13 protein-coding genes and 1 pseudogene are annotated in these 10,827 nt (G+C 60.8%); 5 read left to right on the top strand and 9 right to left on the bottom strand.

Annotated features, from left to right (window positions below; all coding sequences use genetic code 11):
* The first annotated feature begins 4 nt into the window (after nucleotides 1–4).
* On the top strand, nucleotides 5–361 hold the full coding sequence (locus ACG873_RS17750; RefSeq protein ID WP_394886332.1) for an ArsR/SmtB family transcription factor: 357 nt from the start codon (nucleotides 5–7) through the stop codon (nucleotides 359–361).
* Nucleotides 362–388: 27 nt separating this feature from the next.
* Here the strand turns inward: ACG873_RS17750 and ACG873_RS17755 are convergent, their stop codons facing one another.
* Nucleotides 389–958, bottom strand: coding sequence for a hypothetical protein (locus tag ACG873_RS17755; protein ID WP_394886334.1), 570 nt, complete (start codon nucleotides 956–958; stop codon nucleotides 389–391).
* Nucleotides 959–1,209: 251 nt separating this feature from the next.
* On the opposite strand from ACG873_RS17755, the gene ACG873_RS17760 reads away from it, so the two are divergent.
* Complete coding sequence (locus ACG873_RS17760) at nucleotides 1,210–1,869, top strand: dihydrofolate reductase family protein (RefSeq protein ID WP_394886336.1); 660 nt, start codon at nucleotides 1,210–1,212, stop codon at nucleotides 1,867–1,869.
* Nucleotides 1,870–1,873: 4 nt separating this feature from the next.
* Here ACG873_RS17760 and ACG873_RS17765 read toward each other — a convergent pair whose 3' ends face one another.
* Nucleotides 1,874–2,476 (bottom strand): TetR/AcrR family transcriptional regulator, encoded by a 603-nt coding sequence (locus ACG873_RS17765; protein WP_394886338.1) that lies wholly within the window; start codon nucleotides 2,474–2,476, stop codon nucleotides 1,874–1,876.
* A gap of 128 nt (nucleotides 2,477–2,604) precedes the next feature.
* Here ACG873_RS17765 and ACG873_RS17770 point away from each other — a divergent pair, with 128 nt between their 5' ends.
* Nucleotides 2,605–3,615 carry an NADP-dependent oxidoreductase gene (locus ACG873_RS17770; protein WP_394886340.1) on the top strand — a complete coding sequence of 337 codons (1,011 nt, stop codon included), beginning with the start codon at nucleotides 2,605–2,607 and terminating at the stop codon, nucleotides 3,613–3,615.
* 120 nt (nucleotides 3,616–3,735) lie between these two features.
* On the top strand, nucleotides 3,736–4,173 hold the full coding sequence (locus tag ACG873_RS17775; RefSeq protein ID WP_394886342.1) for a VOC family protein: 438 nt from the start codon (nucleotides 3,736–3,738) through the stop codon (nucleotides 4,171–4,173).
* A 139-nt stretch (nucleotides 4,174–4,312) separates the two neighbouring features.
* Here ACG873_RS17775 and ACG873_RS17780 read toward each other — a convergent pair whose 3' ends face one another.
* The 4 genes and pseudogenes from ACG873_RS17780 to ACG873_RS17795 all read right to left on the bottom strand — a co-directional run bounded on the left by ACG873_RS17780 (nucleotide 4,313) and on the right by ACG873_RS17795 (nucleotide 8,199).
* Entirely contained in the window at nucleotides 4,313–5,503 is a 1,191-nt protein-coding gene (locus tag ACG873_RS17780) for a calcium-binding protein (protein WP_394886344.1), read from the bottom strand.
* A complete protein-coding gene (locus ACG873_RS17785) occupies nucleotides 5,494–6,288 on the bottom strand; it encodes a hypothetical protein (RefSeq protein ID WP_394886345.1) in 795 nt (264 codons plus the stop codon). The genes ACG873_RS17780 and ACG873_RS17785 overlap by 10 nt, the downstream gene beginning before the upstream one ends.
* Before the next feature lie 606 nt (nucleotides 6,289–6,894).
* A pseudogene (locus ACG873_RS17790) lies at nucleotides 6,895–7,029 on the bottom strand (pirin family protein); the annotation flags it as partial.
* Between the two features lie 276 nt (nucleotides 7,030–7,305).
* Entirely contained in the window at nucleotides 7,306–8,199 is an 894-nt protein-coding gene (locus ACG873_RS17795) for a LysR family transcriptional regulator (RefSeq protein ID WP_394886347.1), read from the bottom strand.
* A gap of 153 nt (nucleotides 8,200–8,352) precedes the next feature.
* On the opposite strand from ACG873_RS17795, the gene ACG873_RS17800 reads away from it, so the two are divergent.
* Complete coding sequence (locus tag ACG873_RS17800) at nucleotides 8,353–9,006, top strand: hydrolase (RefSeq protein ID WP_394886348.1); 654 nt, start codon at nucleotides 8,353–8,355, stop codon at nucleotides 9,004–9,006.
* Nucleotides 9,007–9,208: 202 nt separating this feature from the next.
* On the opposite strand, the gene ACG873_RS17805 is transcribed toward ACG873_RS17800, so the two are convergent.
* The 3 genes from ACG873_RS17805 to ACG873_RS17815 form a co-directional block, all read right to left on the bottom strand.
* Nucleotides 9,209–9,502: a hypothetical protein gene (locus tag ACG873_RS17805; RefSeq protein WP_394886349.1), complete on the bottom strand. Its 294-nt coding sequence runs from the start codon at nucleotides 9,500–9,502 to the stop codon at nucleotides 9,209–9,211.
* A gap of 172 nt (nucleotides 9,503–9,674) precedes the next feature.
* Nucleotides 9,675–10,301, bottom strand: a complete 627-nt coding sequence (locus ACG873_RS17810) for a hypothetical protein (RefSeq protein WP_394886351.1) — start codon at nucleotides 10,299–10,301, stop codon at nucleotides 9,675–9,677.
* 81 nt (nucleotides 10,302–10,382) lie between these two features.
* Entirely contained in the window at nucleotides 10,383–10,589 is a 207-nt protein-coding gene (locus ACG873_RS17815; protein WP_394886353.1) for a hypothetical protein, read from the bottom strand.
* Nucleotides 10,590–10,827: the final 238 nt, after the last annotated feature.

Below are 10,827 nucleotides of genomic sequence, written 5' to 3' on the forward strand. Positions count from 1 at the left end.
ACCCATGATCTTGCCTCACCCTTCGATCGACCAGATCGACCTTGCCAATGTGCTGGCCGTGCTCGGCGACCAGACGCGGTTGGCCATCGTCGGCTATCTCGCCCGCAACGAAGGCGTGCCTATGAATTGCAGCCAGTTCCTCGATTTCGGCTCCAGGACCAATCTCAGCTACCATCTGGCCAAGCTCAGGGAAGCCGGCATCACCCGCACCGAGATTTCCGGCACCAGCCGCCTGATTTCGCTGCGCCGCGCCGATCTCGACCAGCGTTTCCCGGGCCTGCTGGATTCGATCGTCGCCGCTGCGGCGGAGACGCCGGCGGAGCAATTCAGCGAGACGACGGACCTATTACCCCGGCTTTAGATAAGCCGGGCCGGGCCTATTCCGCCCTCAGCCCGAACGCCGGCCGATTTTCGGAACGCTGCCCCTGAAGCCAGGCTCGGGAGTTGGTGCCTGCGCAAGCGCCCGCCGATGCCACTCGTTCATCAGCCAGGCGAGTTCGGCTCGACCCAACTCGAAATTGTCCTGCAGGATGCGCTTGGTCTTGGTGGGGACGCCTCGCCATGCGCTGGGGGCGATGACCTCGAACGTGACCACCCGAAGCCGACGTATCGTATCCTCGCGGAAGTCTCGCACTACGTCCTGCCACGATATGCGCGTCGTCCGGAAGACCAGTTTGCACGCCAAACCGTCAGCGTCGATCGTCAGGCTTCCTACGCCGGGCACGAGCATTGCGATCGCGACCCTGACCGTGAGCGCAGCAAAGAATGCCAGCAAGATGGCGAAACCGATCCACTCGTTCGTGTCCTTGCTTGCCACGACCACGGCCCAGGCGGAGGCCATCGTCAGACCGAGGCACAGTGCGAACGAAACAAGCTTCCTGCTCCGCTTGATTTGCAGCGTAACAGGCCCGGGAAAGCGGGCGAGGATAGTCTCGGCGCGAGGCTCGAATGGAGACAAGTGCGGCGATCTCCGGCCCCGACGCTCTCGGCGACCATGTGCATTGTAAGGCATATGCGCCTACCATGGGAAGTGCGACGGGCGGCCGTCGCGGCCGTGGTGAACATGTTGGCGCCACAAGCGGCATGATCGCCGACGAAGGTCGGTGCGTCGTATTTTTTTCCAACCCCTGTCGGAAAGCGGCCGCACCGGCCGTCCTTGGAATAATCTCGGGGTTTTGGCCGGGTTTTCTTTCAACGAGGAGAAATGCGATGAGGAAAATAATCACCGCGACATTCGTGAGCCTCGATGGCGTCATGCAGGCGCCTGGCGGTCCGGAAGAAGATCCGACCAGCGGCTTCAAGTTCGGCGGCTGGGTGTTTCCACACTTCGACGAGGCGACCGGCGGCGCGATGGACGAGATTTTAGGCCGGCCCTACGACCTTCTGCTCGGCCGCAAGACCTACGACATCTTCGCCGCGTACTGGCCTCACATCACCGATCCCCACGACACGATCGCCCCCATCTTCAACCGCGTCACGAAATACGTCGCCTCGCGCTCGAAGCCCGAGCTTTCCTGGAACAACAGCCAGTGGCTGGGAGACGACGCCGTCGCCGCGCTGAAGAAGCTGAAGGCCGAGGACGGTCCCGACCTGCTCGTGCAGGGCTCCAGCGATTTCCTGCAGACGCTGTGGGCACACGGCATGGTCGACGAGATCAACGTGCTGATCTTCCCGGTGCTGCTGGGCAAGGGCAAGCGCCTGTTCGGCGACGGCGTGGCCCCGGCCGGCCTGAAGCTGGTGAAGTCGCAGTCCTATCCGACCGGCGTGATCGTCGCCAAATATGAACCGGCCGGCGCGGTCAAGACGGGATCGTTCGCCCACGAAGAGCCGACCGAAGCCGAGCTCGAGCGGCGCCGGAACCTGCGCTGAGCGATTAGCCAGTCCTGCTCGGATAGCGTTCCAGTGTAGACATAAATATCCGCGACAACGCCTCGATCGCCGCGGCCCGGTCTATGCGGCCGGCTGCGGCGTCGTTCGCCAGTGCTTCGGCGGCGCCCAGGAAGCCGGCGAAAATGGCATTGCCCTCTGCCGGAGGGACGTCGACGAGCTGTCCGAAACCTTTGCGGTATTCCGCGATGTAGCCCTGGCGCAGCGACTGGCGGAACGCGGCTGTCTCCTCGCTGGCGGCGAGCGCATCGAAGGCAGCGCCCATTTCGGGTCCGATGTCGAGAACGCAATTGACGTAGGCTGACGCGAAAATGGCGGCGATGTCCGCCAGCGTAGCGCTGCCCGTGGCGAGCGCCGCTTCCCGCGCCGCGACCTGCCGGTCGTTGTATTCGTCGCACAGGGCCACCAGGAGCCCGGCCCGCGTGGCGAAATGCTCGTAGGCGATCGGCTTGCTCACGCCGGCGCGCTCGGCGAGATGGCCGAGCGTCAACGCTTCGGTTCCCTCCTCCGCGATGATCTTGTGCGCCGTGTCGAGCAGTTGCTCACGGCGCGCCGCCTTCGGCATTTTTCTGGTCGCTGGTCTATCCACAACTGCTCCGCTGGTACAACCGAAACCGGCCCCGCACGCTTGGAAGGCCGGACGCCGTCTCCTATGTTACCGATAGTAAGTTACGGATCGTAAGTTACCATCGGTACACTTCTATATAGGGGATTCTCATGACGATTGCAGCACGCGAAATTCATCTAAAGAGCCGGCCGGACGGGCTGCCCAGCCTCGACAATTTCGAAGTGGTGAGCCGCACCCTTCCCGAGCCCGCGCCGGGGCAGGTTCTGGTCCGCACGACTTGGATGTCTGTCGACCCCTATATGCGAGGACGCATGCGGGACCGGCCGAGCTACATCGCGCCGTTCCAGCTCGGCGAGGCGCTGGAGGGTGCTGCGGTCGGCGTGGTCGAGCGTTCCGCCGACGACCGGTTCAAGCCGGGCGATCTGGTCAGCCATTTTTCAGGCTGGCGCGACTACACCATCGTGGATGCGTCTGCTGTGTCGAAGATCGACGCCGCCGCCGCCCCCGAACCGGCGTGGCTCGGACCGTTGGGTGTTCCCGGCTTCACGGCCTATGTCGGCCTCGGACGCATCGGGGAGCTGAAGGCTGGAGAAACGATCTTCATCTCGGCCGCCGCCGGCGCCGTCGGCTCGATGGCGGTCCAGATCGCCAAGGCGAAGGGCGCTCGCGTCATCGCCTCGGTGGGCGGCGAAGCCAAGACAGCCTGGGTCCGCGACGAGTTGGGCGCGGACATGGTGATCAATTACAAGACCGCGGGCGATCTGACCGCCGCATTGGCCAAGGCCGCCCCGGAAGGCATCGACGTCTATTTCGACAATGTCGGCGGCGAGCATCTCGACGCCGCCCTGGCCAATGCGAAGGACCACGCGCGCTTCGTCATCTGCGGCATGATCGCCGGCTACAATGACGAGGGCAACGCCGACGCGGCGCGCAATCTCGCCCGCATCGTCATCAACCGCCTCTCGCTGCGGGGCTACATCGTTCTCGACCACTACGACCTGCTGCCGGAATTTACCGCCCAGATGACCCAATGGATCGCCGAGGGCCGCATCAAGTGGCGCGACACCGTGGTCGAGGGCCTCGACAACGCGCCCAAGGCATTCCTCGGCCTGTTCTCGGGCGACAACATCGGCAAGATGCTGGTCAGGCTCGGCGAGTGACGGCACGTCCGCTCGCGAAAAAACAAGTCGCGCAGAAATTACAGTTTACGCCTTCCGCAGCGCTCACTGGCAAGCAGCTTATGAGTTTACGGCCTGGACGACGCCTTGTAGATTGGACACATGGCGCTCAAACGGATGGACAACGTAGGAATCGTCGTCGAAGATCTCGAAGGGACGATTGATTTCTTTCGCGAGCTCGGCCTTGAGCTCGAAGGGCGGGCCACGATCGAAGGCGAATGGGCCGGACGTGTCACTGGACTGGGCGATCAGCACGTCGAAATTGCCATGATGCGCACGCCGGACGGCCACAGCCGGCTTGAGCTATCCCGCTTCCTCAGGCCGCCTGTCGTCGCGGATCACCGCAACGCCCCGGTTAACGCTCTGGGCTATCTCCGCGTCATGTTCACCGTGGACGACATCGACGAGACGCTTGAAAGGCTCCGCAATCGCGGCGCGCAGCTCGTAGGCGAAGTAGTCCAATATAAAGACGTGTATCGGCTCTGCTACATCCGCGGGCCTGAAGGGCTTCTCATCGGACTCGCCCAAGAACTCAGCTGAGCCCAATACGACAACAATGACGAAGGGCGACCAATGTCAGCGAGCGCGTTTCACAAAGGGTTCGTTGTTGGGCTCGACGTATCGCAAGGCTCCCCTTCCAGAGTCCTGAATCAAGCACTTGCTCACCTGGCAAGCAGTTTTATGAGTTCACGGCCTGGTTCTCCAACCCTTCGAGCAGCGTGACGAGGGCGGCGTCCAGGGGGTCTGGGCCGACTTTCTCGAGCTGGAACAACCCTTCCATAGTCAACATGGTGATGCCATGCATTTGCGCCCAGCAAGCTGCCGCCTGGCCCCGCACGTCGCGCTTGCGCAGCACTCCGCCAAGGATAGGGATAGCTGTCGTTGTTCCCACTATACCTGTCGCCGGATTCGTCCATGAACCTGGCGGCGTCTCGATCATGTCAGTCCTGAATACAATCCGATCCTCAGGTCCACCACTTTCGATCCAGTCGTATCCTTCGCCTACAATGATTGTATCAGGCTCCCCGTCGTCTGCTAGCAGGTAGTAGTCGATTTCGCCTTCACCGCCTTCCAGGATGTCTATTCCGAAGTCATCACTGAGTTCGTCACTGCCACTGCCGCCTATTAGGTGGTCATTTCCCAGGCCGCCATAAAGAAGATCATCACCTCCGCGCCCCTTGATTATGTCATCACCCCCAAAACCCATAATGACGTCGGTACCGGAATAGCCGCTTACAGGTCCCGAGCTTTGGTTGTCTCCGATAACATGAACCCCGTTGGCCAGTTCTATGTCGTAAAGCCCATAGTCATGCGAGGGAAATAGTGAAGCCGACGCGCCAGCGTCTATTATACTCTGAAGATACTGAGTTGCCTCCGGGCCGCTGATGGACTCCGCCGTCAAGGTAGCCTCGATGAGCGTGATGGCGCCGGTTACCGGACCTGCCTCCACGAGATCGTCCCAAAAAGCAGCTTTCTTTTCTGGCGTATCGAGCGCGTTCAGTACAAAATTCGGTACCCAAGCGTCTACTGCAAGGCCATGATCCACGAACACATCGTTATGGTACTCTTGGATTTCTTGCCAACCTATGTCTCCGCCGTCACTGCGGGCTAAAAAATCCGCACGCATCAAGTCGAGGCCAATTTGAGCAACTTTCTCGCCTCGCGTCTCGTACGGAAAAACTGCGGTTCCGCTTGACTCGACCATATAGATGTTCGCGGCAGCACCCATCAGCGTATCCGCACTGACGATACCAAGCGCTTGTGTGCCGTATGGCTCGTTAAACGATGCCAGCAATCCGTAGTATCCTATGCGATCACCCGCGTCTACATAGTAAGAAAGCCAGCCGATTTGCTCTTGGTTCAATCCCATATCAATACTCCCGATTTTTCTGATATTTCTTCAATGTATACGCACGATAGGAAGGAAGTAACAATATTCTTTATCTCTTTCCATTTTGCAACATTGTCTGCGTCATAGGACGCAGTTACATCAATGTTTCTATAATCAAAAAGATGCTGACATTGTGGAAATCTTCCCGGCATCGGCGCGTCACATCTAAAAAAATCGGTGAATCTACCTCCAGATTGCGCGATATAGGTGCGTTTTCGTTCCCATGTTGAAGTCTTTCGATTGAGAACTTCGAACAATCCATCGATCTGGGAAGGCTGGAGTTCGAGAGGCGGCATATCGAACGACCAAGGAAGTCCAGTCATGATGCGCACGCTACCGGCGATCACTTTTTCCAGGCTATACCGGTCGTGCAGCAGGAAGCGGAACGATGGCGGCAGATCGCTCGGCTTGATTGGCTTGCCGGCCAGAGTGTGCCGCATCGACCACGGGAGGGGACCGCCATCCATCTGCATCACAAAATTTTCGCCGGATTGCCTGCTGGGCATCTCGCCAGGGTCTAGCGAGAAGGGCCATGCCTGATAATCTTGAGGAAAAACGAGACGAACGCTGACGGCCGGGTCGAACGATGCGGGAGGCGAGCTCCGCGGCCCTTCATCCTCTATGATCACCTCTGTTGGCGGCCCGGCCTCCTGGAAAGCAGCACAACTCGGCTCGGCTTTCACTTGCACGACAACCGGACCTGCAAGCGCAAATAACGCTATGCTACCAAACAATATTTGTTTTCTGGCCGCACTTCTGACCATTCGACTTGCCCTCTTAAACCCGCATAAAAATACATTCCACAGACTTACGGCAAATTCAATGGAAATATCAAGTCTAACCAATGTTTCTTTGCACTACATTAGACGATTAAAATATCGCAGGAAAGGATGTTATTAAAAGATTAACCAAGAAGGGACTGCACAATAGTGGGCGGGCTTAAACGAGAAAGGGCGGCTCATGGGGATGCTTTCGCTGTGCTCCCTGGCTGGATCGCATAGCCTGCCAGCGTAAACTTCAGCGGCGGCCCGGACGTTCTACAGATGCCCCGCTCATCATCGGCTTCTAGGATCTCAGGGAGCAGACGCGTGTTCCGGGCGGCCCGAGGGAGCGTCCCGAGCCTCAGCTCGGCCGAGCTCGAAAGGCGCATCAATGGCCTGCGAGAAGCCAATGGAATGGTGGTGAGGGTCGACTCTACCCTAAGCGGGAAGGTCGGCTTACGAGAAGAGCCGGGAAAGTCGGCAATTGGCGCAACCTGCTCGTTCCGATCAAAGAGACAGACGGCAGAGAACCACCAATCTCAGCCGTTCGCGTTTATGAGTTCCCGGCTCAGCCTTGCTGCAAAAGTGCCTGCGCCAACTCTTCCCATTCCGCTTCGGCGCCGGCAGAGCGCGCCGAACCTCGAAACCGCCAAGGTCGCGGGAACGCGGAACGATGAGGGTTTCGATCGCGTCGAGGCCAACCTCATCGGGGCAGCCCGGTTCGATTGCTGGGTTCCAACTCATGCGCGTCATCCTCTCCTGGGCTTCCGGGCGGCCTCGCCCCTCGCCGATGAGAAGGCGAATGCCCGGTTTCCGTCAATCTGCACGGCGCGAGCGGGTTGAGTACTACCCGCCCGACGACGGCCCGAACTAGCGAGCGGCTGTCTCCGCAGCTAGCCACGCAATGCGCCAAGCTGTGTCGCGGAAAGTGGAACGAGCAGGCAATGTCGCTGAGGTCGGCGGCTCGCAGGAGAGCCACGGTCGCGCGCCGTCTGCCAAGGCTCCGCGGATGTCAGTGCTTTACCGGTCGAGACCCCAGAGGTGGGGATTTCGTTCGAAATGCTCGATCAGCATTTCGGTGAGTATCCGTATCTTCCGTGCCGGATGCTGACCCGGGGGGCGGATGACATATGCACCCGCTGGCGGTGGCGGATACCGTGTCATGATCGGAACGAGCGCGCCGGTGGCCACATAGTCATAGGTGATGCAATCGGGGAGCCAAGCGATGCCGAGTCCTGCTGCTGCTGCGGCGGCGAGCGCCGTTGCGTTGTCGGCCTTGAACCTGCCCTGCGGCTGAACCATGACGATCTTGTCGCCATCCAAGAGTTGCCAGGCTTCGGTTCCCTGCATGAGGGCCTGATGGGCAACGAGCTCCTCCGGCGTCTCAGGCGACCCATGCGCTTTGATGTAGTCCGGACTCGCGACCAGCTTCCCGTAGATCGGCCCAACACGTCTCGCGATCAGGTTGGAGTCCTGAAGGTAGCCAACCCGGATTGCACAATCAAAACCCTCGGCGATGAGATCGACGAAGCGATCGCTGTAGGAGGTATGGATGTGGAGGTGCGGGTGGTGTCGCGCCATATCCGCGAGCACGGGGGCGAAGTGAGTCGGGCCGAAAGAAATCGGCACGGCGATTCGCAGGCGGCCGCGAAGGTCACCGGCGGGTAGAATCGTTTCCTTGGCCAAGTCGATCTCGGCGCTGACCCTGGCTGCGTGGTCGCGAAACGTGACCCCGGCTTCGGTGAGAGCGGCGCCGCGGGTGGTTCGTGCAAGGAGTTGGGCGCCAAGTTCCGCTTCAAGCCGGAACAACCGCCGGCTGACGATTGACTTGGAGACGCCGAGCCGGCGCGCAGCGGCCGATACGCCCCCTGCATCGGCCACTGCGACGAATGTCTGTAGATCTTCGATGTCCAATTCGGCGTTCCTCGGTTCGCGACACAGCTTCCCCGAATATGGCACTACCGCATCGCCAAAAGGAACAGCAAATTGCGTCCAGGCAACGTCGCCGCTGGCGCATGTCTCCCGTGAACCCATTGCCGTCCATAGCGGCAGAGAAAGGAAGTCTTGATGACCCCTCGTAACGGACTTGATTCGCTTCTTCGTCCCGAAGACTCGGTCCTCGTTCTGATCGATCACCAGCCTTATCAACTCGCAAACCTGAACAGCCACGATCCGCACATGGTGGTCAACAACACGACCGCGCTGGCGAAGCTAGCAAAAGCCTTCAATGTTCCGACCATTCTCACCAGCGTGATCGCGGCGCGCGGCGGACTCCTCTTTAAGCAGATCACCGACGTATTTCCGGACCAGGAAGTCATCGATCGCACCTGGGTGAACACCTGGCAGGACGAGAATGTGGTGAACGTCGTCAAGGCGACCGGCCGCAAGCAGCTGATCATCGCCGGCCTGTGGACCGAGGTCTGCGTCGCAATGCCTGTTATCCAGGCCGCCGGCGAAGGCTGGGACGTGACCGTGATCACCGACGCGTCGGGCGGGATTTCGAAGGAGTCTCACGAAGTTGCCATCCAGCGAATGATCGCGGCTGGCGCAAACATGATGACCGTGATGGCGCTCGCTGGCGAATGGCAACGCGATTGGGCGCGCACCGAGCATGTCGAGGGGCTGACCGAGATTCTCATCCAGCACTTCGGCGGCAGCGGCATCGCGTATCTTTGGGAGCAGCAGCTGCTCAACACGCCGGTGGCAAGCGACGCGGGCTAACCTGAATAGGGATGACGAGCATTCAGAACGATGCGTCGCAAGGAAGTTGAACACGCATCGGGCCTCGTCATCCCACGCTTGTTGATCGGCCCTTGAACGGAAAAGCTGCACCTGCTGGGTCCGGCTGGCCTGGGGAGCGCGCCTAAAAGCGGACTGACGGGTTTCCACCAATCTCAGCCGTTCGCGTTTATGAGTTCACGGCTCAGCCTTGCTGCAAAAGTGCCTGCGCCAACTCTTCCCATTCCGCATCGAGCGTCAAGGTCGACGGTTTGGCGCCGCAGCGGCGATACCAGTATTCCGCATTCGACTGATCGCCTTCCTTGCGATGGAGGTAGGCATGCACATGCATGCCCGCGGTGTCATCGTGCTCCTGCGCGCGCTCGTGCGCCTTGTTCCAATCGCCTTTTCCATCCCACCACAGCGCCTGCAATGCAGCGCTCAAGCCGGCGGGCGGCTGTGGCTTTGCGATCGGATCTCTGAAGGTTTGCAGATCCATTTTTGCCGCCGTCGTGAAGGCCAGGGCCGATAATACCAGCGCCGCCGGCCGAGCGGTAGCGTGTAGCGCGCGATTGCCGGAATGACCGCATGGGGTCTGGAGAGCCGGTTCAAATCATTGTCGGCTTTCAGGGTGTCGTCCGGCTTCATCGCCGGCACGTCCGGAGGCGGGTTTACCTCTTGCCTTCCTGCTGGCGCTGCTCGGTCCCGGCGCCGCCGGTGAAACGCCTCACGGCGCGCTGCATGGCGCCCCACTGTTCGCCTTCGTCGAGTCCCCGCTGCTTGTGGTATCTCATGTGGAAATAGGCGATCCCGTCGACCCTGCGCCACCAGTCCCCCGGCCGCTCGACCGACAGGCCGACGCGCCGGCGTTTTTCGCCGTTCACCGGGGCTACGCCCGAAAAGTCCGACCTGGCGTAGAAGCTGTGCAGCGCCCTTCCCTCCCCGTCGACCAGCACCGCCGCCGCGCCCAGCGTATCTTCGCTGACGGTTTCTCCGCCTCTGAACTCGAAATGGATCGTCGCCTTTCCGTCCTCATCGACATGCAGCCAGGAAAGGCCCTCCTCGCTGCTCCTGCCGTAGCGCCATCGGAAGGACAGCCGGTCCGGCCCCTGCAGCGTCTGCACGACCTTGTTGAACGGCGGCGGCAGCGTTCCGAAGGGAACGAGATCGCCATAGGGCTTCTCGATCACCACGATCAGCCTATCCGGATCGTCGCGGTCCGGAAAGACTGTGTAGGCTGAAGCCGGCCCGACCGCCGAAATCATCGCGATCAGCACCGTCGTCGGCAGGAGCCGCATTGGGTTGTCGTCCTTTCCCCGCCCGGGATATTCCCAGCCGCAAGCCGTAGGCGCAAGCACGATGCGAATGCGCGCTCTACCTCACTCGCCGTCGTCCCGAGGCACGGCGAGCCCGGAGGTCTTCTCGTCCTCGCTTGCCTGCGGCCGCCGCGCGCGCTTTTCCGTCGCGTCCGCCTGCTTCAGCGCATCGCCCTTCCAGCTCTCGTCCTTGTCGCGTTCGCGCAGTTCCTTCTTGATCTGGCTCCTGCCCTTATGGCCGCGCTCGACGGCCGCCTGTTCGTTGCGCATGGTTATCCTCCTTGATCCCTTTCGGTGTAGGCCAACGCGTCCCAGGCGGGCATGTTCCAAAAGGCTGCGACCCGTTTGCGGGTCCGCATTTTCGGGGTTACGCGCGCCAGAACATTTGCCTATAAGGCGCCCTTAGCCTGACTTCAGAAATCGCAGCGCCGCCGGCCGGGCCCCCGCGCCGGATTTTCGCGCGCAAGCCCACCCGCGACGCGTTAGCGCGCGAAACAAAGAACCACGG

Origin of the sequence: Allomesorhizobium aridi (assembly GCF_043769475.1) — a bacterium.
In the GTDB taxonomy this organism is placed as follows: Bacteria; Pseudomonadota; Alphaproteobacteria; order Rhizobiales; family Rhizobiaceae; genus Allomesorhizobium.

Coding starts and splice junctions, on each gene's coding strand:
- ACG873_RS17750 (WP_394886332.1), top strand. CDS start 5: ATGATCTTGCCTCACCCTTCGATCGACCAGATCGACCTTGCCAATGTG.
- ACG873_RS17760 (WP_394886336.1), top strand. CDS start 1,210: ATGAGGAAAATAATCACCGCGACATTCGTGAGCCTCGATGGCGTCATG.
- ACG873_RS17770 (WP_394886340.1), top strand. CDS start 2,605: ATGACGATTGCAGCACGCGAAATTCATCTAAAGAGCCGGCCGGACGGG.
- ACG873_RS17775 (WP_394886342.1), top strand. CDS start 3,736: ATGGCGCTCAAACGGATGGACAACGTAGGAATCGTCGTCGAAGATCTC.
- ACG873_RS17780 (WP_394886344.1), bottom strand. CDS start 5,503: ATGGGATTGAACCAAGAGCAAATCGGCTGGCTTTCTTACTATGTAGAC.
- ACG873_RS17785 (WP_394886345.1), bottom strand. CDS start 6,288: ATGGTCAGAAGTGCGGCCAGAAAACAAATATTGTTTGGTAGCATAGCG.
- ACG873_RS17800 (WP_394886348.1), top strand. CDS start 8,353: ATGACCCCTCGTAACGGACTTGATTCGCTTCTTCGTCCCGAAGACTCG.
- ACG873_RS17805 (WP_394886349.1), bottom strand. CDS start 9,502: ATGGATCTGCAAACCTTCAGAGATCCGATCGCAAAGCCACAGCCGCCC.
- ACG873_RS17810 (WP_394886351.1), bottom strand. CDS start 10,301: ATGCGGCTCCTGCCGACGACGGTGCTGATCGCGATGATTTCGGCGGTC.
- ACG873_RS17815 (WP_394886353.1), bottom strand. CDS start 10,589: ATGCGCAACGAACAGGCGGCCGTCGAGCGCGGCCATAAGGGCAGGAGC.